This window comes from Pseudomonas sp. FW300-N2F2 (assembly GCF_017351655.1).
GTDB classification, from domain to species: domain Bacteria; phylum Pseudomonadota; class Gammaproteobacteria; order Pseudomonadales; family Pseudomonadaceae; genus Aquipseudomonas; species Aquipseudomonas fluorescens_AA.
This window is the reverse complement of record NZ_JACNDQ010000004.1, coordinates 107,985-133,454: the sequence shown is the minus strand read 5'-3', so window position 1 is coordinate 133,454 and position 25,470 is coordinate 107,985. Positions and strand designations below refer to the sequence as shown.

The following is a 25,470-nucleotide window of genomic DNA, read 5'->3' as shown; positions in this document are numbered from 1 at the left end:
GTGTCGCTCACAGGTTGTACTGCTTGCGTTTGCGATACAGCGTGGAGGCATCGATACCCAGGGTCTTGGCCGCCTGATCGAGGGTGTCAGCCGTGGCCAGCACCGCCCCGATGTGGGCTTTTTCCAATTCGTCGAGGCTCAGTGCGGCACCGATGCGCGGTGCATTGTTGACTGGCTGCTCGGCCATGCCCAGGTGACTGATTTCGACTTTTTCCTGCGGGCAGATGATGCTGGCGCGCTCGACCACGTTGCGCAGTTCGCGAATGTTGCCGGGCCATCGGTAACCTAGCAGCGCTTCGCGAGCCTCGTCGCTGAAGCCCCGGGCCGGGCGCGCATATTCCTTGACGAAGCGGGCCAGGAAGCGGTCGGCCAGGGTCAGGATGTCTTCGGCGCGCTCACGCAACGGTGGCAGATGCAGGGTGATGACGTTCAGGCGATACAGCAGGTCTTCGCGAAAGCGCCCGTCGCGCACCATGTCCTCGAGGTTGAGGTTGGTGGCGGCGAGAATCCGCACGTCGGCGCGGCGGGTGACCGGGTCCCCTACCCGCTCGTATTCCTTGTCCTGGATGAACCGCAACAACTTGGGCTGCAACGTCAGGGGAAAATCGCCGATCTCGTCGAGAAACAGCGTACCGCCGTCGGCCTGGTTGACCCGTCCCAGGGTACTTTCGCTGGCGCCGGTAAAGGCCCCACGGCTGTGGCCGAACAATTCGCTTTCCATCAATTCGGCGGTCAGCGACGGGCAATTGATGGTGACGCAGGATTTTTTCGCGCGCTTGCTCCAGCCATGGATCGCCCGGGCCAGCTCACCTTTACCGGTACCGGATTCGCCGAGGATCAGGATATTGGCGTCGGTGCTGGCGACCTGGCGGGCGGTCTCCAGGACGACTTTCATCGCCGGGCTGTGGGAATCGAGGCCGTCCTTGGGTTTGCGCACTTCCCCTTCCAGGGCTTCGAGCCTTGCCGACAGCTGGCGCACTTCCAACTGCTTGGCGGTGGCCAGGCGCAGTTGATCCGGGCTGCAAGGCTTGACCAGGTAATCGGCGGCCCCTGCCTGGATCGCATCGACAGCGGTGTCGACGGCCGAGTGGGCGGTGACGATGACAACCCGCATCCAGGGCGCCTGGATACGCATTTGTGCCAGGACATCCAGGCCGTTGTCCTCCCCCAGGCGCAGGTCGAGAAAACACAGGTCGAACACCTGGCGTTGCAGCAGTGTGTCGGCCTGGGCGGCGCTGTTGGCGGTGGCGACGGTATAGCCTTCGTCTTCCAGGCAGTAACGGAACGTACGCAGGATGGCGGACTCATCGTCTACCAGCAGAATGCGGCCTTGGTGCTCAGTGGCGGATTCCATTTTTCCTACGCTCCTTTAATGAATGATGTTGGTTAGTGTCAGAAAAATCGGGCAAGTTGCATGGTCGATTCTGAGGGGATATTACCCACCGAACTTGCCTCTGTGGACGTGTGACTCCTAAAAGACTGATTTGAGTTCCTTTTTTTATGATTCTTACGGGTCGGACGGTTCGCATCGCTGATTCCGATGGCTGCGTCTGACAGGAAATTCCAAAACAACCTTACGCCTTTTCCTTTCCATTCGTGCAATACGCACGACGTGCGTGTGGGCCATCGTGCAGGATGCGTTCCCCATGTCGCTCAGTAATTTATTAACTATTTGATTTTAAAAGGATTTAACTGTTAAAAAATCCTGGCACGCCGGCTGCAATGCCTTGGTCAACGTGGCGTAAGAGCGCCTCAACCAGATCACCACACCCGGGTGGGAGGAATTTCAGGATGAATCGTCAATGTGCCGTGCAGTTTCGACTCTCTTCCTTGAACATTCAGCAGGGCTTATGGGCTGCCCTGGCATTGCTGGTCACGCTCGTGATTGGCCAGCAATGGTTGCTCTGGCACGAACGTCAACAGCCAGAAGCGCCCCAGGTGTCCATTTACCGTGCCCCACAAACCCATTTCACCGCCGTCAGCGTCGCAGAAGCTTCTGCTTCCATGCGCATGATGGATGTCGATCAGGCTCAGCCAGTGACCGATATGCCGCGTGAAGAGCGCTGGGTGTTTTAACCCGATGTACCGGTCGTCCACTGCGCCGGAACCATCACCGCGAGACCCTCACTAAATAGAAAAGCGTAAGGAGAATCACCATGTTGAGCTGGGCAATTACCTTCCTGATCATTGCCATCATCGCCGCCGTACTGGGCTTCGGTGGTATCGCAGGCACCGCCACGGGCATCGCCAAGATTCTCTTTGTCGTGTTCCTGGTGATGTTCATCGCTTCCTTCTTCTTTGGCCGTCGTGGCCGAGGCTGACCATGAGCGTTTCATTCAAAGGACTGGCCGCCGCCCTGTTGTTGGGCGGCAGTGCCGTGGCAATGGCTGCCAATGACGGACAGATGCGCGCCAACCAGTTGCTGGGGGCGGACCCGCAATACCGTGAGACTTGGCAGCATGTCGTCAAAAAAGAAGAACGCCTGCCCGAATGGGTGATGAACCTGTCAGGCGATTCGGAACAGATGAATGCTGTCGAGGAAGACGGCGACAAGTACCTGGTGGGACCGCTGTGTGAAACCCAGGCCACGTGTCGCAGCAAGCGCCTGATCGTGGCCTTCAGTTTCGACAAGGACGAGGCCTACGCCATGTTGGTGGAAGTCCCTGCCGGACTGCCGGCCGACAAGTCGCCGACCCGTCATGCCGACTACCGTTTTCTCGGTGATCCCGATGAAGGTATGCAAAAACTGTTAATGGAACAACTCAAGAAAGATCCGAACTGGTACTGATTCTGAAATGGAAAAAGCAGCCCTGTTTTTTCCTGTTGCACAGCCCGAGGAGGGCCAGTGCATGACCAAGGGGCTGGGACGTTCTGGCGGATGTGCGTCGGAGTGACCTACGGGCACAAGGGGTGCCTGCGAAAGGGCCGGGTCAGGTAAAAAGCTGTGACGCAAGTTCGCAAAGCCCTCCCGGCTTGGCGAACTTGCGTAGAGCTTCGTGTCGCACCCTGCGTGGGCCAGAGCGGATGCTCGATTCTGGTGTCGCAAGCAGGCCGCGATGCGGCATTTTGTCTCCTCTCGCCAATTTATTACCCTTTCCCTGACCGTATATCGGAGAATAGCGAGACGATTTCTCTCGTGGATCGCGTCTCGACCCGTTGCCGTTTCATCGATTCCCCACGCTTGGAAGAAAAAGCCCAGCTACGCTGAAATGGCCGGTTCACGGCACTTATGCCTGCAAAAATGTCGCATTCGAACCGCTTGTAATGCGGGTTTCGTTTGGAAATTCTCATGCCGATTCGGCATGGGGTAGGCGTTTACGGCATTAGACGAGCCCCCCTGGCATCGCAATAGTTGCGCCTTTTTTCGCCTGCCAGTAAGCCGCTAATGCGCTCGGGGTGACCTTATACGGGGGCAGTGGCGCGAACGTTTTTCGTCATCGACGAGCCGTTCGTGCCACTGCCCGAGTCCAACTGAAGTAAGGGTAACGATATGAAGAAGGCACGACTAAGCCTCGCCTGGCAGATCCTCATCGGTCTGGTGCTCGGGATCGCATTGGGCGCGCTGCTCAACCATTTCAGTGCCGAAAAGGCCTGGTGGATCAGCAATGTGCTGCAACCGGCGGGCGACATCTTTATCCGTCTGATCAAGATGATCGTGATCCCGATCGTGATTTCCTCGCTGATCGTCGGCATTGCCGGGGTCGGCGACGCGAAGAAACTCGGGCGTATCGGCCTCAAGACCATTCTCTACTTCGAAATCGTCACCACCATCGCCATCGTCGTCGGCCTGCTATTGGCCAACTTCTTCCAGCCGGGCAGCGGCATCGACATGAGCACCCTGGGCACGGTGGACATTTCCAAGTACCAGGCCACCGCCGCTGAAGTCCAGCATGAGCATGCGTTCATCGAGACCATTCTCAACTTGATCCCGTCGAACATCTTCGCAGCGGTCGCCCGTGGCGAGATGCTGCCGATCATCTTCTTCTCCGTATTGTTCGGCCTGGGTCTGTCCAGCCTGCAATCGGACCTGCGCGAGCCTCTGGTGAAGATGTTCCAGGGCGTGTCGGAAAGCATGTTCAAGGTCACCCACATGATCATGCAATACGCGCCAATCGGTGTGTTCGCCCTGATCGCGGTGACGGTTGCCAACTTCGGCTTCGCATCCCTGCTGCCGCTGGCGAAACTGGTGATCCTGGTTTATGTCGCCATCGCCTTCTTCGCCTTCGTGGTGCTGGGTCTGATCGCCCGTCTGTTCGGCTTCTCGGTGCTCAAGCTGATGCGCATCTTCAAGGACGAGCTGGTGCTGGCCTACTCCACCGCCAGCTCCGAAACCGTGCTGCCGCGGGTGATCGAGAAGATGGAAGCCTACGGCGCGCCGAAGGCCATCTGCAGCTTCGTGGTGCCTACCGGTTACTCGTTCAACCTCGACGGTTCGACCCTGTACCAGAGCATCGCGGCGATCTTCATCGCCCAGTTGTACGGCATCGATCTGTCCATCAGCCAGCAACTGCTGCTGGTGCTGACCCTGATGGTCACCTCCAAAGGCATCGCCGGCGTACCGGGCGTGTCGTTCGTGGTGTTGCTGGCCACCCTGGGCAGCGTGGGCATTCCCCTGGAAGGCCTGGCCTTCATCGCCGGTGTCGACCGCATCATGGACATGGCCCGTACCGCGCTGAACGTCATCGGCAACGCCCTGGCCGTGCTGGTCATCGCCCGTTGGGAAGGCATGTACGACGATGCCAAGGGCCAGCGCTACTGGAACTCCCTGCCGCACTGGCGCAGCAAGGAGCCGCTGCCGGTAGGAGAAACCTCCAGCCGCTGATGCGTACCTCCTCTGTGGGAGCGAGCTTGCTCGCGATGGCGGTGTATCAGCCAACATCAATGCTGACTGGGCCGACGCCATCGCGAGCAAGCTCGCTCCCACAGGAGGCCTGCACAGTGACTACCAAACCCCGGAGAAATCCGGGGTTTGTCGTTTCTGCCAGCCCCGCTATCATTCGCCGCATCTTCCGGGGGATTTAACCGATGCTCAATGGCCTGTGGCTTGGCTTCTTTATCGTGGCAGCCGTATCGGCGCTGGCGCAGTGGCTGATCGGCGGCAACGCCGGGATCTTCGCGGCCATGGTGGAAAGTATTTTCGCCATGGCCAAGCTGTCGGTGGAGGTCATGGTCCTGCTGTTCGGCACCCTGACCCTCTGGCTGGGCTTCCTGCGCATCGCCGAAAAGGCCGGCATCGTCGACTGGCTGGCCAAGGCCCTCGGCCCGCTGTTCTTGCGCTTGATGCCAGAAGTGCCGGCCGGCCATCCGGCGATCGGCCTGATCACCCTCAACTTCGCCGCCAACGGCCTGGGGCTGGACAACGCGGCCACCCCCATCGGCCTCAAGGCCATGCGTGCCCTGCAAGACCTCAACCCCAGCGCGACCATCGCCAGCAATGCGCAGATTCTGTTCCTGGTGCTCAACGCCTCGTCGCTGACGCTGCTGCCGGTGACGATCTTCATGTACCGCGCCCAGCAAGGCGCGCCGGACCCGACCCTGGTGTTCCTGCCAATCCTGATCGCCACCAGCGGCTCGACCCTGATGGGGTTGTTGTCCGTGGCATTCATGCAGCGCCTGCGCCTCTGGGACCCGGTGGTGCTGGCCTACCTGATCCCGGGGGCGCTGGCGCTGGGCGGCTTCATGGCGTTGCTGGCGACGCTCTCGGCCACGGCCCTGGCGGGGTTGTCATCGATCCTGGGCAACCTGACCCTGTTTGGCCTGATCATTATGTTTCTGGTGGTAGGCGCGCTGCGCAAGGTCAAGGTGTACGAGGCCTTCATCGAAGGCGCGAAAGAAGGGTTCGACGTTGCCAAGAACCTGTTGCCGTACCTGGTGGCGATGCTTTGCGCCGTCGGCGTGCTGCGGGCGTCGGGGGCGCTGGATTTCGGCCTCGACGGCATTCGCCACCTGGTGGAGTGGGCCGGCTGGGATACGCGGTTCGTCGATGCCTTGCCGACCGCCATGGTCAAGCCGTTCTCCGGCAGCGCCGCCCGGGCGATGCTGATCGAGACCATGAAGACCTCCGGCGTGGACAGCTTCCCGGCCCTGGTAGCGGCGACTATCCAGGGCAGCACCGAGACCACGTTCTACGTGCTGGCGGTGTACTTCGGCGCCGTCGGCATCCAGCGGGCGCGCCACGCCGTGGGTTGCGCGCTGTTGGCCGAACTGGCGGGCGTCCTGTCGGCGATCGGGGTCTGCTACTGGTTCTTTGGCTGAGGCCGTCAGGGGGCCGGCGTTGCGAAACGCTGGCCCTGCTCCAACGTCCAGTTCACCACCTCGGCGGTCAGTCGGTCGCTGGCCCGGCCAAAGCCGTCCACCACCGCCGGCACCTTCACATCGTTCAATGGCTGGCGCACTTCGAAACGGCGGCTGGCCAGGATGCGCTGGTCGAACCCTCGCACCAGCAACGCGTCCAGGCGAACCACCACGCTGGCGGCGCTGCCCTGGTACTCGGTCTGGAACGCCTGCAATTGCCCGCCCAGCTCCAGGTCTGCCTGCAGGTTGCTGTCAGCGACACTCAACAGCCGGACCCGCCCGTCCTGGGCAAAGCCGTCGAGCAAGCGGTTGCGCACCAATACCGGGGCGGGGTCGCTCCAGCGCGAGGCGGCGTAGCTGCTGAACAGGTTGCCTTGGGGAATGACCGCGATTTTCGGGCTGTTGAGCACTTCGCTGGCCTGCGGGCTGGCCAGGCGCAACGACCAGCTCACCGGCGTGCCGGCGGAGGCCGGTGCCTGGGCGGCGGGCAGGCGATAGATGTCCGAAGGCTCGGCCTTGGGCAGGATCGAACAACCGGCCAACAGGATAAACCCCGCCAGCACCAGGCCCGGACAGACGAATCGATGGAACGGTTTCATGGCGTGAATTCCTTGTCCTTGTCATTGCCCAGCAAATAGCCGCTGGGGTTGGCATCCAGGCGTCGGGATATACCGCGCAGGGCACTCAGGGTTTCCCGCAGCTCGCGCACGGCTGGCGCCAGGGCATTGAGGCCCTGCATGCCGTTGTTCAGCGAATCGCGGTTGTCGTTCAGCAGTTTGTCGAGAGTCGCGGTGCTGCGGGCCAGAGAGTCCATGGCCTGGCCGGCACTGCCGAAGGCCTGTTTGCCCTGGTCGTTGAGCAGCCCATTGGCATTGCGCATCAACGCCGTGGTCTGTTCCAGCGTGGCGCTGGCCTGTTTGCCGACGGCCGCCAATTGCTGCATGGCCTGGCGAATATCGCCACGCTGATCGGCGATGACCCCGGTGGTTTGCTCCAGATGATCGAGGGTATTGCTCAGGCGCTGGACGTTGTCCGAGGAAAACACTTCATTGGCGTTGTGCAGCAGCAGGTTGATGCTGGTCATCACGTCATCGCTGTTGTTCAACAGGCGGGCGATCGGCGAGGGCGCGGCGATGATCACCGGCGGCTCGCCGTCGTGCCCGGTCAATGGCGGGCTCTGGGGCGTGCCGCCGCTGAGCTGGATGATCGAGGTGCCGGTGATGCCGGTCAGCGCCAGCTTGGCCTGGGTGTCTTGCTTGATCGGTGTCTCGCCGCTCAAGCGCACCCGCGCCAGCACCCGACGCGGGTCGTTCGGGTCCAGGCGCAGGTTCACCACGTCACCGACCTTGATACCGCTGTATTCCACCGAGCTGCCCCTGGACAAGCCGCTGACGGCCTCGTTGAACACCACTTCGTAATCCTTGAACTCGCTGTCCACGCTGGACTTGGCCAGCCAGAGGCCGAACAGCAGGGCGCTGACCACCACAATGACGGTGAACAGGCCGATCAGCACATGATGGGCTCGGGTTTCCATGTCAAACCTCGTTGGACTGTGTAGCGGCGGATAAAGCCGCGCGGCCGCGAGGGCCATGAAAGTATTCATGAATCCAGGCGTCGTCGGTTTCCGACACCTTGTCGATGACATCGGCCACCAGCACTTTTTTCTGCGCCAGCACCGCCACCCGGTCGGTGATGGTGTAGAGGGTGTCCAGGTCATGGGTGACCAGGAATACGCTCAGGCCCAGGGCGTCGCGCAGCGTCAGGATCAACTGGTCGAACGCCGCCGCGCCGATGGGGTCGAGGCCGGCGGTGGGTTCGTCGAGAAACAGGATGTCCGGGTCCAGGGCCAGCGCACGGGCGAGGGCGGCGCGCTTGATCATGCCGCCGGACAGCGAGGCGGGGTACTTGTCCGCGGCCGAGAGCGGCAGCCCGGCCAGGGCGAGTTTCACCGCCGCCAGGTGTTCGGCATCTGCCCGACTGAGGCCGGCGTGCTCGATCAGGGGCAGGGCGACGTTTTCTGTCACGGTCAGGGACGAAAACAGCGCGCCTTTCTGGAACAGCACGCCAAAGCGCCGTTCCACCCGCGAACGCTGCTCCTGAGACAGGCTCGGCAAGTCCTGGCCGAACACCCGCACCGAACCCTCGCTGGGCTGGTTCAAGCCGACGATGCTGCGCAGCAGCACCGACTTGCCACTGCCGGAGCCGCCCACCACGGCGAGGATCTCGCCTTTGTAGACGTCCAGGTCGAGGTTTTCATGCACGCTCTGGCGGCCAAAGCGATTGCACAGACCACGCACCTGAATCACCGCCTCGGCGGGCGTTCTGGAAGGTCGACTCACCAGCTCATCTCCATGAAAAACAGCGCGGCCACGGCATCCAGCACAATCACCACGAAAATCGACTGCACCACGCTGGAGGTGGTGTGGGCCCCGACCGATTCGGCGCTGCCGCTGACCTTGAAGCCTTCCAGGCAGCCCACGGCAGCGATCAGGAAGGCAAAGATCGGCGCCTTGACCATCCCCACCACGAAGTGCTGCACGCCAATGTCCGATTGCAGCAGTGACAGGAACATGGCCGGGGAGATGCCCAGCGACAGCGCACACACGACACCGCCGCCAATGATGCCCGAGAGCATGGCCACGAACGTCAGCATGGGCAGCGCCACCAGCAGGGCCAGCACCCGCGGCACCACCAGCAGCTCGACGGGGTCGAGGCCAAGGGTGCGGATCGCGTCGATTTCTTCGTTGGCTTTCATCGAGCCGATCTGCGCGGTGAATGCGCTGGCGGTGCGGCCCGCCATGAGAATCGCCGTCAGCAACACGCCGAATTCGCGCAGGAACGAGAACGCCACCAGGTCCACGGTAAAGATACTGGCGCCGAAATCCGCCAGCACCGTCGCCCCGAGAAAGGCCACCACCGCGCCCACCAGGAACGTCAGCAAGGCCACGATGGGCGCCGCGTCCAGGCCGGTCTGCTCGATGTGCACGACCATCGGCGTAATGCGCCAGCGCCGCGGGTGAAACAGCCCGCGGGCCAGGGTTTCCAGGATCAGGCCGACAAAACCGAGCAATTGCAGGGTGTCCTGCCAGACCTTCTCCACGGCGCGACCGATGCGGGTCAGCAACTGGGTCACGACGCTGACTTTCGGTTCTTTGTCCGGTACGCAGAAATCCGTCAGCGAGCAGTACACCGTCTGCAACAACGCGCGCTCGGCTGCCGGCAAACTGCAGTCCGGGTGTTCGGTGGTCTTGCCCAGCCGTTCGGAACCCAGCAGTTCCACCAGTAACGAAGCCCCGGCAGTGTCGAGGGCGCCGAGGCCGTTGAGGTCGATCCGGGTGTTTTCGTCGTACCGGCCGCGCAGCGATTCGCCCAGGCGCTTGAGCTGTGGGTAATGGGCCAGCGTCCAGTCGCCGCTGATCCACAGCTGCGCCGGCGAGCCGGACGTGTCGAGTCGGGCACTGCCCATGTGGGGGCTGGGGGTCATAAGCTCCATGCTCGTTCGGCTTGAACAGCGCTACCTGATAGCACAATCGCCATCATTTTGCTTCGGGTGCAGTGGCGCTCACGTTGAAACGCAGCACACCGATCATCTGGCCATTTTCCGTCAGCACCCGCACCTGCCATTTGCCGGTCGGGTCGTCCGGGAAATTCTGTTTGTGCGTCCATGCGCGATAGCCTTCCTTGCGCCCGCCATGGATGTCCAGGGCGATACGATCCACTTCCTTACCGTTGAACTGCCAGACGTGATAGATCCGCTCGTCGAGCCCACGTGGCGCGTTGATCGCGGTGTAGGCGTACAGGCCGTTGCCGCGGATCTGGGCGGCGCTGACTTCCTTGAGGCTGGCCCCGGGGGTGCGGTCTTCCAGTTGGGTGCTGATCGCCACCTCGGTCATCCACAATGTCGCTGGCGGTACCCAGGAGCGCAGCACCCAGCCGGCGGCACCAATCCCGACGGTGATACACAAAATGGCCAGGGCGTTGCGTACGGTGCGGATCGGGAAGATCGAGGCCAGGCTGGGGAACGACAGCAGCATGGCAATGCCCAGGGCCAGCTTGAAGCTCTGGTCGGTGGTCAGGTGCAGGATGACCGGCAACGCGGTGAGCAGGGCGGCGAACAGGGTCAGCGTGTGCAACGCCAGGAACGCCCAGCGCCGTGGCGCCAGCCATTTGTAGTACAGCGGATCGGTGATCGAGATCAGCGCCGCGACCGTCAGCAGGCCGGTGAAAATCAGTTGGCTGCTGTTCCAGGTGGTGGTGATGAAGAAAAACGGCAGGACGAAAAACAGGCTTTCCTGGTGAATCATCTGCGTGGCGTAGCGCAACAGCGGTTGGGGGATCTCCCGTTTGAAAATCCGCGTGAACAGCCGGGTCATGCTGTTCTCGACCATCAGCCAGAGCCAGCTCACCAGCATCATGATGGCGATCCAGGTCGCCAGGCCCTGCTGGCGGTCCACCAGCATGAAACTGCCGACCCCGGAGATGAAACCACCGAGCGCAATGACCCCTGGATAGCGCTTCATCAATTCAAGGATGCGCTGGATATAGACCGTCAGGTTTTGCATTCGGTAGTTTCACAGTAAGTCGTAGGAAATATCCCTGACAGAGTATCGCCAGGGCATCGATGTGACGAGCACTCTTGTGCTGAGGGATTTTTCTGTGGGAGCAAGGCTTGCCCATGATGGACGCGATGCGGTCTTTCAGTCTTCGTTCGGTCGGGCCCGTCGGCGTACCTGCCACATCACCAAGCCGAGCAGCAGCAACCCCAGCAAGCCGCCCAGCCCCCAGACGAGCTCATCGTCACTGAGCAACGGCTTCTCGATGCGCAGGTAACCCGGGTCCTTGAGCAGTTCGCGCAGGGCCACGTTGGCCTGTTCCAGGCTCACCTCCTGCAGGCGCACGGCCGGGTTGGCGAAGCGACCGTCTTCATAGTCGCCCAAGGCGCCCCAGTAGTAATCGGCCAGCGCGCTGTTACCTTGAACCGCCCAGGATTGATGGGCGATGGCCGCGCGTTTGATGCGCACGAAACTGGCGGGGTCCAGGCCATCCTTGAGCAAGGTCTTGCGCAGTTCTTCCAGCGCCTGTTCGGCTTCGGGCAAGTCTTCGCGGGACAGGTCGGCGTTCAGGCTGAAGAAGCCGACGCCGCCGAATACTTCGCGCTCGGTCCATGGCCCGTAGGACAGGCCGCGGGCCAGGCGCAGTTGGCGATAAAGTGCCCAATCCAGGTAGTCCTTGAGCAGGTCGAAGGTTTCGTCATGCTGCTCGTCCAGCACCGGTTCCGGGAACAGCCAGTGAAGCTTGGCACTGTCGCCGGCCAGGCCACGGATCAGGTTGCGCTTGGTCACTGCCTTGTAGCGGATCTGCGGCAGCGCCTCGTGGGCACTGGGTTCCACCGGCTCGAGTTCGCCAAAGGCGCGTTCCAGGTAGGCGGGCAGCAGTCGGTCGAGATCCCCGACCACGATCAGCGTCATGTTGTTCGGCGCGTACCAGGCCTTGCGCACTTGTTCGAGGCGGGCGAGGGTATGGCGCTGGACCTCGGCCCGTTCCGCGCAGCGCAGGCCCAACTCGACCGCCAGTTGGTTGCTGGCCTTGTGGCCCAGGTCCTGGTGATCGAGCCAGCGTTGCAGGTGGGTGTAGTGACCACCGTCCTCGCGCTCCACCACCCGCTTGGCCGCCTCCAGGGCTTTTTCGTCGATACGGGTGCGGGTCAACAGCGTCAGCAGCAGGTCCAGCACCTTGCGTTGATTGCGCGCCGGCGCCTCGATGACGAACGTGGTGTCGGCGTTGCTGGTAAAGGCATTCCATTCGCCACCCAAGGCCTGCATGCGCTCTTCCAGGCCGCCTTCACCACTGTCATCGACGCCGCTGAACAGCAGGTGTTCGAGCAGGTGTGGCAGTTCCTTGTCGGCGCAACTGAAGTCGTCCAGGCCCACGCCGACCACCAGCCGGATCGCCACATGCCCGCGCTCGGTGCCGGGCTTGAGCATCAGCTGCATGCCGTTGGGCAGCGTATAGCCTTCGACCTGGAACCGGTCCAGGGCAACCACGGGCAGTGAGCCGAGCAAAAGAAAGGCGAGCAACAGACAACGCATAGGGGCTTCCTGGCGGCTGAGTGGAGGTCCATGGTGCTGGGCAGGCCGTCATCGGCGGATCGCGCCCGGAGTTGGCTCGCTCCCCCTATCGAATCTATGCAGTATTCATGACAACGGGAGCAGGCGGGCCGCTGAACGGTTTCGGGCCCGAGCCATTGTTACTGACTGACCAATGCGCCAGTTGTTCAAGGCGAATGGGTAATGTCGCTAATTTCATCCGCCGCCAGCGCACCGATCTCGGCCGTCTCCAGCACCACATAGGCGCTGCCGCAAAACAGCGAATTGAGGCGCCGCATGTCGGCAATCAGCTCCAGGTGCAGGGAACTGGTCTCCAGGCTTTGGACGACTTTGCGTTGCAGGCGGCTGACATGGGCATGGGCCATGCGCCGTTCCTGCGCCCGAAAACGACGTTTCTCACGCAGCAACTGGCGGGCGCTTTCCCGGTCGGCGCTGAGGAATACCGACAACCCCAGCCGCAGGTTGGCGATCAAGTGGCTGTGCAGCCCCGCCAACTCTTCCAGGCCCACATCGGAAAAGGAGCGGCGCTGGGAGGTCTTCTGCTGCTGGACCTTGCGCAACATGCGCTCGATCAGGTCGCTGGCGAGTTTGAGGTTGATCGCCAGTTCGATGATCTCCGCCCAGCGGCGGCTGTCCTGTTCGCTGAGGTCTTCACGGGGCATTTGCGCCATGTACAACTTGATTGCACTGCACAGCGCCTCGACGTCATCGCTCATGCGCCGCACGTCCTGGGTCACCGCGGTCTGCTGGCCGCGCAGCACGTCCAGCATGGCTTCGAGCATGTTCTCGATCAGGTCGCCGATGCGCAGGGTTTCACGGGCCGCGTTCGCCAGCGCCAGGCTCGGGGTGGCGAGGGCCGTGGGGTCCAGGTGGCGGGGCTTGGCCGTGCCGTTGGTCTCGGGCCGTTCCGGCAGCAGCCAGGCACAGAGCCTGGCCATCGGGCCGACGCTGGGCAGCAGCACCAGGCACCGCACGGTGTTGTAGAGCAGATGAAAACCGATCACCGTTTCCTGGGGGCTGAAATCCAGGCTGTCGAGCCAGCCCACCAGCGGATCGAGCACCGGAATGATCAACAACAGCCCGATCAGCTTGTACAGCAGGCTGCCCAGCGCCACCTGGCGTCCGGCGGTGTTCTGCATGCTGGTGCTGAGGAACGCCAATACGCCGCTGCCGATGTTGGCGCCGATCACCAGGCCGATGGCCACCGGCAGGCTGATCACCGCGGCACCGGCCAGCGTCGCGGTCAGTAGCACGGCGGCCAGGCTGGAATAGGAAATCATCGCGAACAGCGCGCCGACCAGCGCATCGAGCAGGATATCGCCGGTCAGTGAGGCGAAGATCACTTTCACGCCTTGGGCGTGGGTGATGGGCGCGGCGGCTTCGACGATCAATTGCAGGGCCAGGATGATCAGGCCCAGACCGATGCCGACCCGGCCCATTTGTCCGACGCGGGTCTGTTTGCGCGAGAGGAAAAAAATCACCCCGAGGAAAATCAGCAGCGGCGACAGCCACGACAGGTCGAGGGTCAGCACCCGTGCCATCAGCGCGGTGCCGACATCGGCGCCCAGCATGGTCGCCAGGGCCGGCGTCAACGCCATCAGGCCCTGGCCGACGAACGAGGTGACGAGCATGGCCGTGGCGTTGCTGCTCTGGACCATGGCCGTGACCATGATCCCTGCGATAAACGCCAGCCAGCGCCGGGACATGTTCTGGCCAATGACATGGCGCAGGTTCGAGCCGTAGACCCGCAAGATGCCGGTACGCACGATATGCGTGCCCCAGATCAGCAGGGCCACGGCGGAGAGCAAATTCAGCAGGGTCAGCATGAGAGGCCCCCTGTTAGCGTCCCAAAGGAACAAATTGACGATGCCACATTCTTCGTTCTTGTATTTAAGCTGTAGTTGGCGAACGGTTCGGGCGCCAGCATTGCACAGCTAAAGAATCGTTTGAAACAAAACTGTCATAAAAATACCCCGCAGCCCCTGTGGGAGCGAACTTGCTCGCGATGGGGCCCAGACATTCAACATCTTCTTTGGCTGACAGACCGCTATCGCGAGCAAGCTCGCTCCCACAGGGTTATGCGCACCGGCCTTTCTATGGGCATGAAAAAGGGGCTCCAAAGAGCCCCTTCATTCAAATGCCCGATGCCATTACTGGCCCGGAACATCCTTGCGCAGTTTCACCGGATCCTGCTGTTTGCGCTTGCGTGCAATCGCGGTACGCATCTTGATGTTGACCGCTTCCACCGCCAGGGAGAACGCCATGGCGAAGTAGACGTAGCCTTTTGGCACGTGCACGTCGAACGACTCGGCGATCAGCACGGTACCGACCACCAGCAGGAACGACAGCGCCAGCATCTTCAGCGACGGGTGCTTGTCGATGAACGTGCTGATGGTGCCCGAAGCCAGCATCATCACCAGTACGGCAACGACGATGGCGGCAACCATCACCGGTACATGGGAGACCATGCCGACCGCGGTAATGACCGAGTCCAGGGAGAACACGATGTCGATGATCGCGATCTGGATGATGGTGTAGATGAAGTTGCCGCCCTTGCCCGAAGGTTCGTCGTTGGTTTCATCTTCGCCTTCCAGCGCGTGGTACATCTCCTGGGAGCTTTTCCACAGCAGGAACAGGCCACCGAAGAATAGGATCAGGTCACGACCGGAGATGCCTTGGCCGAACACTTCGAACAAATCCGCCGTCAGGCGCATGACCCAGGTGATGGACAGCAGCAACAGGATCCGCGTGATCATGGCCAGCGCCAGGCCGAAGATCCGGGTGCGCGCCTGCATGTGCTTGGGCATGCGGCTGACCAGGATCGAGATCATGATGATGTTGTCGATGCCCAGGACGATTTCCAGGGCGGTCAAGGTAAAGAAGGCAACCCAGATTTCCGGGTTGGTCAGCCATTCCATGTGAGTTCCTTTGAGCGAGTGTTAGGCCGAGCCGAGCCTTCTTGTCAGATCGGCACGGCAGGGCGAGCGTTGCTTTTATAGAGTGCTGAACAGCGGAAAAATCCCCATCAGCAAGGCGGCGAACATTATGCACAGGCAAACCAGTACTGCCCACTTCAAGGTGAAGCGCTGGTGATCGCCGAACTCGATCCCGGCCAAGGCTACCAGCAGGTAGGTCGACGGAACCAGCGGGCTTAACAGGTGGACGGGCTGACCGACGATGGAGGCACGGGCCATTTCAACGGCGGTGATGCCGTAGTGGCTGGCGGCTTCGGCCAAAACCGGTAACACCCCGTAATAAAATGCGTCGTTAGACATGAAGAAGGTGAAGGGCATGCTCACCAGCGCAGTGATGACTGCCAGGTAAGGACCGAGGAACTCCGGAATCACCGCCAGCAGGCTCTTGGACATGGCGTCGACCATGCCGGTACCGGACAGGATGCCGGTGAAGATACCCGCGGCGAAAATCAGCCCGACCACCGCCAACACACTGCCGGCGTGCGCCGCGACGCGGTCTTTCTGCTGTTGCAGGCACGGGTAGTTGACGATCATCGCGATACTGAAGGCCACCATGAACAGCACCGGCAGCGGCAACAGGCCGGCGATCAGGGTGCACATCAGGGCCAGGGTCAGCGCGCCGTTGAACCAGATCAGCTTCGGACGGCGAGCGTCCGGGAACTGGGACACGCTGATTTCGCTGTGGTCGATCTCGTCGCCCGCCAGGTGCAATTCACCCAGGCGTGCGCGCTCGCGTTTGCCGTACATGTAGGAGATCGCCAGGATCGCCACGACGCCGGCCAGCATGGCGGGAATCATCGGCACGAAGATGTCGGACGGGTCCACATGCAGCGCACTGGCCGCCCGGGCCGTCGGGCCGCCCCACGGGGTCATGTTCATCACGCCACCGGCGAGGATGATCAGGCCGGCCATGATGCGTGGGCTCATGCCGATACGGCTGTAGAGCGGCAGCATCGCGGCCACGCAGATCATGTAAGTGGTCGCGCCGTCACCATCGAGGGAAACGACGAGCGCCAGGACGGCGGTACCGACCGAAACTTTCAACGGGTCGCCCTTGACCAGCTTGAGGATCTTGCGCACGGCCGGGTCGAACAGGCCGGAGTCGATCATCAGGGCAAAATACAGAATCGCGAACATCAGCATCACCCCGGTCGGGGCGAGCTTGGTGATGCCTTCGAGCATCATCGGGCCGATCTTCGGCGCGAAACCACCGAACAGGGCGAACAGGATCGGAATGATGATCAGGGCGATCAGCGCGGACAGGCGCTTGGTCATGATCAGGAACATGAACGTGATGACCATGGCGAAGCCAAGGAAAGTCAGCATGGGAAATACTCCAGGCGTGGCGCGGCTATGAAAGGCGAACCGGTCAGGTCAGCGCGAGATGCAAAGCACGAGGGGGACGGATGGAGTGGGTGCAACGGGACGGGTAGCAGCGGACATCAGAATCACCATTGTTGTTGTTAAAAGGGCCGAACGAGCCTTGAAAACTCGCTTTTGGCCGACCGGTCTTTTGCCGGAAGTGAGGTGATCCTAATCGCGCTAGCTTTCAGCAAGCTTTCGCCGTTGCAATGGCTGATGGTTGGTCAAGCGGGTCTGTGTTGCTGTTGTGGCGAGGGAGCTTGCTCCCGCTGGGCTGCGAAGCGGCCCCAGGATTTTGCGGCCGCTGCGCGACCGAGCGGGAGCAAGCTCCCTCGCCACAACAGCAATCAGGTGCTTGCCTTAAACGCTGAAAGATTCAACGGCCGCACCGCGCCCATCCAGATCGCATGCTCGGTGTGGTCCGTCAGGTCATCGCCGGTCTCCGGGTGCAGGAAAATCACCAGGCCCTTGCGATTCAGCGCCAGCCACGGCAGGACCACGCCGATGTACTGCGGATCGAACGCCAACTGACAGCTCCAGTCCGGGTGCGGGCCGACCGGACGTTGATGGACACGGCCCATTTTCAGCGGGAACAGCTGCGCCGCTTCCTCGCACAGGGCCCGCGCCTGGTCGAGGGTGCTGGCGTCGAAATACACGTGGGCGTGGTAGCCCTTGATTCGCTGCATCTGTACTCCTTGGAAAAGAGGCCGAACCCTCGCCGTTTGCCGCGGGTCAGAGCCTTTACATGCGCGTTAAAGAGGAAAACAGCCATGAAAAACGCTGAAACCCCGGTCATCAAAGTGGTGCTCTATGGTGCCATGAGCAGCCTCGGCAGTGCGTTGATGGCTGAAATGCTGCGGCGCCAGCATGAGGTCATTGCGATTCTCGACGATCTTACCGCCCTGGCTCCACGCCCGGGCCTGCGGACCAAGACCGGCGATCTTTTCGACCCGGAGCGGGTCAAGCAAAGCGTTGCCGGCGCCAGCGCCGTGGTGTGCCTGTTGAACGCGCCGGGGTTGCCGATGAACAGCGAACAAGTGGAGCGCACCTTGATTCCCGGCCCGGTGGAGCAAGTCCTGGCGGTGGATGCACTGATCGCCGGCATGCAAGCGGTGAACGTGCCCCGGTTGTTCCTGATCGGCGACTTCGCCGTGCTCGACGAAGAGCAGGCCGACGACGATTTGCAACGCCATGCCGCCGAAGAAGTGCTCGACGCCCTCAAGAACAGCACCTTGCAATGGACCTTGGTCAACGCCCCTTACGCTGCGCCTGGCCTGGGCATCGAGCATTTCAGCCAGGTCAGCACCAGCCTCGAACCCGGCCTGGCCGAATCCCTGGAGCGGCTCAACCGCGTGGCGGTCGGCATCGCCGATGAGCTACGCCTGAAGCTGCATGTGGGCGAGCATGTCAGCTTTGTCGCCGCCCACTAGCTGTCGACATTCACATCCGTGGCGAGGGAGCTTGCTCCCGCTGGGCTGCGAAGCAGCCCCAAAAACATGGCGCTCGCCACGGCCTCAAACCGCAATCGAAGGCAACGGCAACCCCGTGAGCGATTCAGCACTGTTGGTCTGTTCTTCCATCAGCCAGTCCACAAACAGCCGGATCAACCCCCCGCGTCGTTTACGCTGGGGCAAGACCACGTAATACCCCAGCCGCGACAGCACTGTTTCGGCGATGGGACGACACAGCAGCCCCTGGGCCAATAAGTTATCCACAAGGTGTCGCCAGCCGATGGCGACGCCTTGGCCGCCAATCGCCGCCTGGATGAGGAGCGTGTAGTTGTCGAAGCGCAATTGCCCGGGGGCTGGCGACGACGTGATGCCCAGCTCGCGGAATACGCCGCTCCAGTCGAACCAGCTATTGCTGTTGCTCGCGCGCAGGTGCAGCAATGGAAATTCCGCCAAGGCCTGGGCGGGCAAGGGCAGGGGGCGATCCTTGAGCAGCAGCGGGCTGCACACCGGAAAGACTTCTTCGCTGAACAGCCAGCGACTTTCACCTTGTTTGAAGCGACCGTCGCCGAACAGCACGGCAACGTCGATATCGGTCCGCAACATGTTGTGGTTGCGTTCGCTGGTCACCAGGCTCACGTCCACCTGAGGGTTGGCGGCGTGAAAGCGATGCAGGCGCGGCATCAGCCAGTAAGCGGCGAAGGCGAAGTCCGTGGCCACCTGCAGCACCTCATGCTGGTGTTGGGCGGTGATCGCGCTCAGCCCGGCATCGATGCTTTGCAAACCGGCCTGCACTTGCTCGAACAGGATCGTCCCGGCCTCGGTCAGTTCGATGCCACGGTAGATCCGGTCGAACAACCGTGTACCCAGTTGCTCCTCCAGGCGCTTGATCTGCTGGCTGATGGCCGGTTGCGTGGTGCCCAGCTCAATCGCCGCCGCCGTAAAGCTTTGTTGGCGGGCCGCGGCTTCAAAGGCACGGAACAGTTCCAGAGACAGATCACCCAGGGCGTCATACATAAGCTGTGCTTATCCTAGTCATTATCCTGCATGGGCTTTACCCCAAAACCCGGGGGCTACATGCTCGATCGCAGCAATATCGCATAACTGCCTACTATGGAATGCCGCGAATACATGAAGCGCAAGAACATTCTTTTCATCATGGCCGATCAAATGGCCGCGCCAATGTTGCCGATCTACGGTCCTTCGCCGATCAAGCTGCCGAACCTGTCGCGCCTGGCCGCCGAGGGCGTGGTGTTCGACGCCGCCTATTGCAACAGCCCGTTGTGCGCGCCGTCGCGTTTCACGTTGGTGAGCGGCCAGTTGCCCAGCAAGATCGGCGCCTACGACAACGCGGCGGATTTTCCTGCGGACGTGCCGACCTACGCCCATTACCTGCGTCGGCTCGGCTATCGCACGGCGCTGTCCGGCAAGATGCACTTTTGCGGTCCCGACCAACTGCACGGCTACGAAGAGCGCCTGACCAGCGACATTTACCCGGCCGACTACGGCTGGTCGGTGAACTGGGACGAGCCGGACGTGCGGCCGAGCTGGTACCACAACATGTCGTCGGTGTTGCAGGCCGGCCCTTGCGTGCGCACCAACCAGCTGGATTTCGATGAAGAAGTGGTGTTCAAGGCCCAACAGTACCTGTTCGACCACATCCGCGAAGACGGTGACCAGCCGTTCTGCCTCACCGTGTCGATGACCCACCCACACGACCCGTACACGATTCCCAAGGCGTTCTGGGATTTGTATGACGACAACGACATTCCATTGCCGCAGACCCCGGCGCAAACGGACCTCGATCCACATTCCCAGCGGCTGTTGAAGGTCTATGACCTGTGGGACAAACCACTGCCTGTGGATAAGATTCGTGATGCCCGCCGCGCCTATTTCGGCGCGTGCAGCTACATTGACAGCAACGTCGGCAAGCTGCTGCAAACCCTGGAAGATACCGGTCTGCTGGACGACACGATCATCGTCTTCTCCGGCGATCATGGGGACATGCTCGGCGAAAAAGGCCTGTGGTACAAAATGCACTGGTTTGAAATGGCTGCCCGCGTACCGTTGCTCATCAGCGCACCGGGGCAGTTCGCCAGCGGCCGGGTGGGGGCAGCTGTGTCCACCGCCGACCTGTTGCCGACCCTGGTGGAACTGGCCGGCGGTACGCTGGAACCCGGCTTGCCACTGGATGGCCGTTCGCTGGTGCCGCATCTGCAAGGGCAGGGCGGGCATGACGAAGTTTTCGGTGAATACATGGCCGAAGGCACCATCAGCCCCTTGATGATGATCCGTCGTGGCCCGTGGAAATTCATCTACAGCGAAGATGACCCGTGCCTGCTGTTCGACGTACGCAACGATCCCAAGGAGCTGGAAGATCTCAGCCAATCTCCCGAGCATCGATCCCTGTTCGCCGATTTTCTCGCCGAGGCGCGCGCCAAGTGGGATATTCCGGCTATTCACCAACAGGTGCTCGCCAGCCAGCGCCGCCGCCGTTTTGTCGCCCAGGCGCTGACCCTGGGCAAACTCAAGAGCTGGGACCACCAGCCGCTGGTGGACGCCAGCCAGCAGTACATGCGTAACCACATCGACCTCGACGATCTGGAGCGCAAGGCCCGTTATCCACAACCCTGCCAAAACCAATAACGTAAGGGGCACGCACATGCAAAAGTTATCCACAGTACTCACCGCTGGACTGTTGGCGTTGAGCAGTGTTTCGGCTTGGGCCGAGCAGAGCTGCGAGACCGTGAAAATGGCCGATCCGGGCTGGAGCGACATTGCCGCGACCAACGCCATCACCGGTTTCCTGTTGGGCGGGATGGGCTACAAGGCCAAGGTCGACACCCTTGCGGTGCCGATCACCTTCGGTGGCCTCAAGGACGGCCAGGTGGATGTGTTCCTGGGTAACTGGATGCCGGCGCAGCAGGGCTTCTATGACAAGTTCGTGGCCACTGGCGATGTCACGCAACTGGCCAAGAACCTCGACGGCACCGAATTCACCCTGGCGGTCCCGGACTACGTCTGGGACGCCGGTGTGCATAACTTTGCCGACCTGAACAAATTCGCCGACAAGTTCGACAAGAAGATCTACGGCATCGGCTCCGGCGCCCCGGCCAACCTCTCCCTGAAAGAAATCATCAAGACCAATGACTTCGGCATGGGCGAGTGGAAACTGGTGGAGTCCAGCGAGCAGGCGATGCTGGCGGAAGTCTCCCGGGCAGTGAAGAAACAGAAGTTCGTGACCTTCCTCGGCTGGACGCCGCACCCGATGAACGTGCAGTTGAAAATGCACTATCTCAAGGGCGGCGAGAAGTATTTCGGCGACACCGGCAGCGTCTACACCCTGACCCGCAAGGGTTATGCGCAGGCCTGCCCGAACGTTGGCAAGCTGTTGACCAACCTGAGCTTCACCCAGGAAATGGAGAACAGCATCATGGCCGAGGTGCTGAACAACAAAGTCAGCAACGCCGATGCGGCCAAGGCCTGGATCAAGGCCAACCCGGCAGTGCTGGATAAGTGGCTGGACGGCGTGAAGACCCTGGATGGCAAGGATGCGTTGGCGGCGGTGAAGGCCAAGCTCTAGGCATAATGGCGAGTGGCTTTTGTGGCGAGGGAGCTTGCTCCCGCTGGACTGCGCAGCGGTCCCGATTTTTTGCGGCCGCTGCACGACCGAGCGGGAGCAAGCTCCCTCGCCACGGGTGATCCCTCGCCTGATACTCTTGCGCCAAACCCCATCCTTGAGGCCCCATGGCAATCCCCACGCGCCGTTCACTCTTCCCCTTCCTGAGCTGGCTGCCCCGGCAGACCCGCGCCAGTGTCGGCCGTGACCTGATCGTCGGCCTGAGTGGCGCGATTCTCGCGTTGCCGCAGTCCATCGCCTACGCCCTGATTGCCGGTTTGCCCCCCGAATACGGCTTGTACGCAGCGATCGTGCCGGTGCTGATCGCCTGCCTCTGGGGTTCGTCGTGGCACCTGATCTGCGGCCCTACGGCGGCAATCTCCATCGTCTTGTACGCCACCGTCAGTCCGTTGGCCGTGCCCGCCAGCCAGGACTACATCACCTTGATCCTGCTGCTGACCGTCCTGGCGGGGATTTTCCAGTGGCTGCTGGGGCTGTTGCGTTTCGGCGCGCTGGTGAATTTCGTCTCCCACTCGGTGGTGCTGGGTTTCACCCTGGGGGCGGCGGTGGTGATCGCATTGGGGCAGTTGCCGAACCTGCTGGGCCTCGATTTGCCCAATGAAGCCACGGCATTGAAGGGCCTGCTGATGTTGGTCAGCCATATCGAGGCTGTGGATAAACCGTCATTGCTGCTGGGACTGGGCACGCTGCTCCTGGGCGTGGTGCTCAAGCGCTTGCTGCCGCGCTGGCCGAGCCTGTTGATAACTTTAATCATCAGCAGCCTGGTGGTCTGGCTGTGGCCGGCGATGTTCGGGCATGTGGCGCTGGTCAGCGCCTTCGCCGGGCGCCTGCCGCCGCTGACGCTGCTGCCGCTGGACCTGGAACTGATCCTGCGCTTGCTGCCCGGGGCCGTCGCGGTGGGCATGCTCGGGCTGGTCACCAGCTTGTCCATCGCCCGTTCGTTGTCGGTACGTTCCGGGCAATTGCTCGATGCGAATCAGGAGGTGAGGGCGCAGGGGCTTTCCAACCTCGTTGGCGGATTTTTCTCCGGATCCTTGTCGGCCGGTTCCTTCACCCGTTCCGGCCTCAGCTATGAAGCCGGGGCCTGCTCGCCCCTGGCCGGGGTGTTCTCGGCCTTGTGGGTGGCGTTGTTTGCGGTCGCCGGGGCGAAACTGATCGCGCACATCCCGATTCCGGCCATGGCCGGCAGCATCCTGCTGATCGCCTGGGGGCTGGTGGACCACCGTGGTATCCGGGCGTTGTACCGCGTGAGCCGCGCCGAATTCATGGTGATGAGCCTGACCTGCCTGGCCACGTTGCTGCTGGAACTGCAAACCGCTATCTACGCCGGCGTACTGGCTTCGCTGTTTTTCTACCTCAAGCGCACCTCACAGCCGCGGGTGCAGCACTTTCGCGAGGGGGAGGCGGAGATCCTGCGGGTGGGAGGCTCGATCTTTTTCGGCGCCAGCCATTACCTGCAAGTACGCCTGCAACGGCTGCAGGCGCAGCGGGTGGTCATCGATGCCCAGCAGATCAACTTCATCGATTATTCCGGGGTGGAAATGCTCCACCAGGAAGCCCGGCGCCTGCGCGGCCAGGGGCGTAGCCTGACCTTGCGCAAGGCCCGGCCCCAGGTGGTGGAGGAGTTGTTGAAGCTGGAGGGACCGGAGCATTGCCCGATCCATTTTGAGGATTGAACTGATTCAACCCTGTAGGAGCTGCCGAAGGCTGCGATCTTCTTTCATGTGCGACTCAATTGTCTGGGGCAAGATCGCAGCCTCGTTGCACTCGACAGCTCCTACGCAGTTCCTACAGCGCCAATTGGCGGCGCAACTCGGCCAGCACCGGCGCGGTGTCCGGGCGTACCCCGCGCCACAGGTAGAACGCTTCGCCCGCCTGTTCGGCGAGCATGCCCAGGCCATCCATCGCCACCGCCGCCCCGTGCTCACTGGCCCAACGGCAGAATGAGGTCGGTTCCTTGCCATACATCATGTCGTAGCAGACCGTCTTGCCGGGCTCGATCAAGCTGGCGGCAATCGGCGGTACATCCCCCGACAGGCTCGCGGAGGTGGCGTTGATGATCAGGTCCACCGGCTCTTGCAGCCAGTCGAAACCACTGGCCGAGACCGGGCCCAGGTCGGCGAACGACTTGGCCAGCAGTTCGGCTTTTTCCACCGTGCGGTTGGCGATGATCACCGAGGCCGGCGCTTCGGCCAGCAGCGGTTCCAGGGCGCCGCGCACCGCGCCGCCGGCCCCCAGCAACAGGATGCGCTTGCCCTGGAGGCTGAAGCCGGCGTTGACGGTCAGGTCCCGGACCAGCCCGGCGCCGTCGGTGTTGTCACCCAACAGGCGGCCGTCGGCCAGTTTGCTCAACGTATTGACCGCCCCGGCCCGCTGGGCCCGCTCGGTCAGGGTGTCGGCCAGGCGGAAGGCGTCTTCCTTGAACGGCACCGTGACGTTCGCACCACGGCCCTCGCGGAAAAATGCCTGGGCGCAACCGGAGAAATCCTCCAGCGGTGCCAGCAGCGTGCTGTAGTCCAGGGTTTGCCCGGTCTGCTCGGCAAACAGGCGATGGATCAACGGCGATTTGCTGTGGCCGATCGGGTTACCCATTACAACGTAGCGATCCATGGAATATCCCCGTTCAGGCCTTCGCCAGCCAATCGCGATCCTGCAGGAAGTACTCGGTCAGCCGCGCCTCTTCGCTGTCCGGCTCGGCTTTCCAGTCATAGCCCCAGCGTACCTGCGGCGGCAGGGACATCAGGATCGACTCGGTACGTCCGCCCGATTGCAGCCCGAACAGGGTGCCGCGGTCGTAGACCAGGTTGAACTCCACGTAACGCCCACGGCGAAATTCCTGGAATTCCCGTTGCTTGGCGGTGAACGCGTCATGCTTGCGGCGACGCACGATGGGCAGGTAGGCATCGATGTAGGCGTCGCCGATGGCGCGGATGAAGGCGAAGCAAGTGTCGAAACCCCACTCGTTCAGGTCGTCGAAAAACAGGCCGCCGATGCCCCGGGGCTCGTTGCGATGCTTGAGGTGGAAGTAGCTGTCGCACCAGGCCTTGTAGCGCGGATACACCTCGGGGCCGAACGGCGCGCAGGCTTGCTCGGCGACGCGGTGCCAATGCACGCAGTCCTCTTCTACGCCGTAGTAAGGGGTCAGGTCGAAGCCACCGCCAAACCACCAGACCGGCTCTTCGCCTTCCTTTTCGGCGATGAAGAAACGCACATTGGCGTGGGAGGTCGGTACGTGGGGGTTGTGCGGGTGGATCACCAGCGACACGCCCAGGGCTTCGAAGCCGCGCCCGGCCAGTTCCGGCCGATGGGCGCTGGCCGAGGGTGGCAGACCGCTGCCAAAGACGTGGGAAAAGTTGACGCCGCCCTTTTCGATCACCGTGCCGTTTTCGATCACCCGCGTGCGACCGCCTCCCCCGGCGGGCCGAGCCCAGGCATCTTCGACGAAGCGCGTGCCGCCGTCCTCGGCTTCCAGGGTGGCGCAGATGCGGTCTTGCAGGTCGAGCAGATAGGCTTTCACGGCCTCGGTACGAGTGGACATGACGTCACCTTGATCAGGGCTACGCTACGCGGCGTATAGCGGGCCGGTGGCAAATGGGCGCACAGGATACCACCGCACTTGCCCACGCCACAGTTGACGACGGTCA

At 62.1% G+C, this 25,470-nt stretch carries 23 protein-coding genes; 9 read left to right on the top strand and 14 right to left on the bottom strand.

All coding sequences use genetic code 11. The features are described from left to right. Positions 1-7: 7 nt before the first annotated feature. Entirely contained in the window at positions 8-1,354 is a 1,347-nt protein-coding gene (gene algB, locus J4E63_RS27265) for a sigma-54-dependent response regulator transcription factor AlgB (RefSeq protein WP_053126909.1), read from the bottom strand. A gap of 437 nt (positions 1,355-1,791) precedes the next feature. On the opposite strand from algB, the gene J4E63_RS27260 reads away from it, so the two are divergent. The 5 genes from J4E63_RS27260 to J4E63_RS27240 all read left to right on the top strand — a co-directional run bounded on the left by J4E63_RS27260 (position 1,792) and on the right by J4E63_RS27240 (position 6,255). Next, positions 1,792-2,076 (top strand): hypothetical protein, encoded by a 285-nt coding sequence (locus J4E63_RS27260; protein ID WP_207283874.1) that lies wholly within the window; start codon positions 1,792-1,794, stop codon positions 2,074-2,076. A gap of 80 nt (positions 2,077-2,156) precedes the next feature. Then, positions 2,157-2,321 (top strand): DUF1328 domain-containing protein, encoded by a 165-nt coding sequence (locus J4E63_RS27255; protein WP_003177151.1) that lies wholly within the window; start codon positions 2,157-2,159, stop codon positions 2,319-2,321. 2 nt (positions 2,322-2,323) lie between these two features. Continuing rightward, positions 2,324-2,788: an inhibitor of vertebrate lysozyme family protein gene (locus J4E63_RS27250; protein WP_207283873.1), complete on the top strand. Its 465-nt coding sequence runs from the start codon at positions 2,324-2,326 to the stop codon at positions 2,786-2,788. Positions 2,789-3,490: 702 nt separating this feature from the next. Further along, positions 3,491-4,822: a glutamate/aspartate:proton symporter GltP gene (gene gltP / locus J4E63_RS27245; RefSeq protein ID WP_092167836.1), complete on the top strand. Its 1,332-nt coding sequence runs from the start codon at positions 3,491-3,493 to the stop codon at positions 4,820-4,822. A 203-nt stretch (positions 4,823-5,025) separates the two neighbouring features. Further along, positions 5,026-6,255 (top strand): nucleoside recognition domain-containing protein, encoded by a 1,230-nt coding sequence (locus J4E63_RS27240; RefSeq protein WP_192261824.1) that lies wholly within the window; start codon positions 5,026-5,028, stop codon positions 6,253-6,255. Positions 6,256-6,260: 5 nt separating this feature from the next. Here the strand turns inward: J4E63_RS27240 and J4E63_RS27235 are convergent, their stop codons facing one another. The 10 genes from J4E63_RS27235 to J4E63_RS27190 form a co-directional block, all read right to left on the bottom strand. Next, positions 6,261-6,893: an ABC-type transport auxiliary lipoprotein family protein gene (locus tag J4E63_RS27235; RefSeq protein ID WP_060739870.1), complete on the bottom strand. Its 633-nt coding sequence runs from the start codon at positions 6,891-6,893 to the stop codon at positions 6,261-6,263. Continuing rightward, positions 6,890-7,828, bottom strand: coding sequence for an MlaD family protein (locus J4E63_RS27230; RefSeq protein ID WP_092167824.1), 939 nt, complete (start codon positions 7,826-7,828; stop codon positions 6,890-6,892). Before J4E63_RS27230 ends, J4E63_RS27235 begins: the two co-directional genes overlap by 4 nt. A gap of 1 nt (position 7,829) precedes the next feature. Then, on the bottom strand, positions 7,830-8,633 hold the full coding sequence (locus J4E63_RS27225) for an ABC transporter ATP-binding protein (RefSeq protein WP_060739868.1): 804 nt from the start codon (positions 8,631-8,633) through the stop codon (positions 7,830-7,832). Continuing rightward, positions 8,630-9,778: an ABC transporter permease gene (locus J4E63_RS27220; protein ID WP_207283872.1), complete on the bottom strand. Its 1,149-nt coding sequence runs from the start codon at positions 9,776-9,778 to the stop codon at positions 8,630-8,632. Before J4E63_RS27220 ends, J4E63_RS27225 begins: the two co-directional genes overlap by 4 nt. A 52-nt stretch (positions 9,779-9,830) precedes the next feature. Further along, positions 9,831-10,856 carry a DUF5924 family protein gene (locus tag J4E63_RS27215; protein WP_207283871.1) on the bottom strand — a complete coding sequence of 342 codons (1,026 nt, stop codon included), beginning with the start codon at positions 10,854-10,856 and terminating at the stop codon, positions 9,831-9,833. A gap of 135 nt (positions 10,857-10,991) precedes the next feature. Beyond that, the gene (locus J4E63_RS27210) at positions 10,992-12,383 is read right to left on the bottom strand and encodes a pitrilysin family protein (protein WP_207283870.1); all 1,392 of its coding nucleotides are present in this window, start codon (positions 12,381-12,383) and stop codon (positions 10,992-10,994) included. 185 nt (positions 12,384-12,568) lie between these two features. Continuing rightward, positions 12,569-14,227, bottom strand: coding sequence for a Na/Pi cotransporter family protein (locus J4E63_RS27205; RefSeq protein WP_207283869.1), 1,659 nt, complete (start codon positions 14,225-14,227; stop codon positions 12,569-12,571). A 324-nt stretch (positions 14,228-14,551) separates the two neighbouring features. Continuing rightward, the gene (locus J4E63_RS27200; protein ID WP_060739863.1) at positions 14,552-15,319 is read right to left on the bottom strand and encodes a TerC family protein; all 768 of its coding nucleotides are present in this window, start codon (positions 15,317-15,319) and stop codon (positions 14,552-14,554) included. A gap of 75 nt (positions 15,320-15,394) precedes the next feature. Continuing rightward, on the bottom strand, positions 15,395-16,702 hold the full coding sequence (locus tag J4E63_RS27195; RefSeq protein ID WP_060739862.1) for a CitMHS family transporter: 1,308 nt from the start codon (positions 16,700-16,702) through the stop codon (positions 15,395-15,397). Between the two features lie 383 nt (positions 16,703-17,085). Further along, positions 17,086-17,424, bottom strand: a complete 339-nt coding sequence (locus J4E63_RS27190) for a DOPA 4,5-dioxygenase family protein (protein WP_060739861.1) — start codon at positions 17,422-17,424, stop codon at positions 17,086-17,088. A gap of 84 nt (positions 17,425-17,508) precedes the next feature. On the opposite strand from J4E63_RS27190, the gene J4E63_RS27185 reads away from it, so the two are divergent. Continuing rightward, positions 17,509-18,168, top strand: a complete 660-nt coding sequence (locus J4E63_RS27185) for an NAD(P)-dependent oxidoreductase (protein ID WP_207283868.1) — start codon at positions 17,509-17,511, stop codon at positions 18,166-18,168. Positions 18,169-18,252: 84 nt separating this feature from the next. On the opposite strand, the gene J4E63_RS27180 is transcribed toward J4E63_RS27185, so the two are convergent. Beyond that, positions 18,253-19,203 (bottom strand): choline sulfate utilization transcriptional regulator, encoded by a 951-nt coding sequence (locus J4E63_RS27180; protein WP_207283867.1) that lies wholly within the window; start codon positions 19,201-19,203, stop codon positions 18,253-18,255. A 114-nt stretch (positions 19,204-19,317) separates the two neighbouring features. Here J4E63_RS27180 and betC point away from each other — a divergent pair, with 114 nt between their 5' ends. The 3 genes from betC to J4E63_RS27165 all read left to right on the top strand — a co-directional run bounded on the left by betC (position 19,318) and on the right by J4E63_RS27165 (position 23,502). Next, positions 19,318-20,832, top strand: a complete 1,515-nt coding sequence (betC, locus tag J4E63_RS27175) for a choline-sulfatase (RefSeq protein ID WP_207283866.1) — start codon at positions 19,318-19,320, stop codon at positions 20,830-20,832. Between the two features lie 16 nt (positions 20,833-20,848). Continuing rightward, on the top strand, positions 20,849-21,769 hold the full coding sequence (gene choX / locus J4E63_RS27170) for a choline ABC transporter substrate-binding protein (RefSeq protein ID WP_207283865.1): 921 nt from the start codon (positions 20,849-20,851) through the stop codon (positions 21,767-21,769). A gap of 164 nt (positions 21,770-21,933) precedes the next feature. Next, positions 21,934-23,502, top strand: coding sequence for a SulP family inorganic anion transporter (locus J4E63_RS27165; RefSeq protein ID WP_207283864.1), 1,569 nt, complete (start codon positions 21,934-21,936; stop codon positions 23,500-23,502). 112 nt (positions 23,503-23,614) lie between these two features. Here J4E63_RS27165 and aroE read toward each other — a convergent pair whose 3' ends face one another. Continuing rightward, on the bottom strand, positions 23,615-24,436 hold the full coding sequence (gene aroE, locus J4E63_RS27160; protein WP_207283863.1) for a shikimate dehydrogenase: 822 nt from the start codon (positions 24,434-24,436) through the stop codon (positions 23,615-23,617). A gap of 13 nt (positions 24,437-24,449) precedes the next feature. After that, on the bottom strand, positions 24,450-25,364 hold the full coding sequence (gene hemF / locus J4E63_RS27155) for an oxygen-dependent coproporphyrinogen oxidase (protein ID WP_192261837.1): 915 nt from the start codon (positions 25,362-25,364) through the stop codon (positions 24,450-24,452). Positions 25,365-25,470: the final 106 nt, after the last annotated feature.

What these genes read in the sequence shown, in the direction of transcription:
- algB (WP_053126909.1), bottom strand. Translation starts at nt 1,354, where the DNA reads ATGGAATCCGCCACTGAGCACCAAGGCCGCATTCTGCTGGTAGACGAT.
- J4E63_RS27260 (WP_207283874.1), top strand. Translation starts at nt 1,792, where the DNA reads ATGAATCGTCAATGTGCCGTGCAGTTTCGACTCTCTTCCTTGAACATT.
- J4E63_RS27255 (WP_003177151.1), top strand. Translation starts at nt 2,157, where the DNA reads ATGTTGAGCTGGGCAATTACCTTCCTGATCATTGCCATCATCGCCGCC.
- J4E63_RS27250 (WP_207283873.1), top strand. Translation starts at nt 2,324, where the DNA reads ATGAGCGTTTCATTCAAAGGACTGGCCGCCGCCCTGTTGTTGGGCGGC.
- gltP (WP_092167836.1), top strand. Translation starts at nt 3,491, where the DNA reads ATGAAGAAGGCACGACTAAGCCTCGCCTGGCAGATCCTCATCGGTCTG.
- J4E63_RS27240 (WP_192261824.1), top strand. Translation starts at nt 5,026, where the DNA reads ATGCTCAATGGCCTGTGGCTTGGCTTCTTTATCGTGGCAGCCGTATCG.
- J4E63_RS27235 (WP_060739870.1), bottom strand. Translation starts at nt 6,893, where the DNA reads ATGAAACCGTTCCATCGATTCGTCTGTCCGGGCCTGGTGCTGGCGGGG.
- J4E63_RS27230 (WP_092167824.1), bottom strand. Translation starts at nt 7,828, where the DNA reads ATGGAAACCCGAGCCCATCATGTGCTGATCGGCCTGTTCACCGTCATT.
- J4E63_RS27220 (WP_207283872.1), bottom strand. Translation starts at nt 9,778, where the DNA reads ATGACCCCCAGCCCCCACATGGGCAGTGCCCGACTCGACACGTCCGGC.
- J4E63_RS27215 (WP_207283871.1), bottom strand. Translation starts at nt 10,856, where the DNA reads ATGCAAAACCTGACGGTCTATATCCAGCGCATCCTTGAATTGATGAAG.
- J4E63_RS27210 (WP_207283870.1), bottom strand. Translation starts at nt 12,383, where the DNA reads ATGCGTTGTCTGTTGCTCGCCTTTCTTTTGCTCGGCTCACTGCCCGTG.
- J4E63_RS27205 (WP_207283869.1), bottom strand. Translation starts at nt 14,227, where the DNA reads ATGCTGACCCTGCTGAATTTGCTCTCCGCCGTGGCCCTGCTGATCTGG.
- J4E63_RS27200 (WP_060739863.1), bottom strand. Translation starts at nt 15,319, where the DNA reads ATGGAATGGCTGACCAACCCGGAAATCTGGGTTGCCTTCTTTACCTTG.
- J4E63_RS27195 (WP_060739862.1), bottom strand. Translation starts at nt 16,702, where the DNA reads ATGCTGACTTTCCTTGGCTTCGCCATGGTCATCACGTTCATGTTCCTG.
- J4E63_RS27190 (WP_060739861.1), bottom strand. Translation starts at nt 17,424, where the DNA reads ATGCAGCGAATCAAGGGCTACCACGCCCACGTGTATTTCGACGCCAGC.
- J4E63_RS27185 (WP_207283868.1), top strand. Translation starts at nt 17,509, where the DNA reads ATGAAAAACGCTGAAACCCCGGTCATCAAAGTGGTGCTCTATGGTGCC.
- J4E63_RS27180 (WP_207283867.1), bottom strand. Translation starts at nt 19,203, where the DNA reads ATGTATGACGCCCTGGGTGATCTGTCTCTGGAACTGTTCCGTGCCTTT.
- betC (WP_207283866.1), top strand. Translation starts at nt 19,318, where the DNA reads ATGAAGCGCAAGAACATTCTTTTCATCATGGCCGATCAAATGGCCGCG.
- choX (WP_207283865.1), top strand. Translation starts at nt 20,849, where the DNA reads ATGCAAAAGTTATCCACAGTACTCACCGCTGGACTGTTGGCGTTGAGC.
- J4E63_RS27165 (WP_207283864.1), top strand. Translation starts at nt 21,934, where the DNA reads ATGGCAATCCCCACGCGCCGTTCACTCTTCCCCTTCCTGAGCTGGCTG.
- aroE (WP_207283863.1), bottom strand. Translation starts at nt 24,436, where the DNA reads ATGGATCGCTACGTTGTAATGGGTAACCCGATCGGCCACAGCAAATCG.
- hemF (WP_192261837.1), bottom strand. Translation starts at nt 25,364, where the DNA reads ATGTCCACTCGTACCGAGGCCGTGAAAGCCTATCTGCTCGACCTGCAA.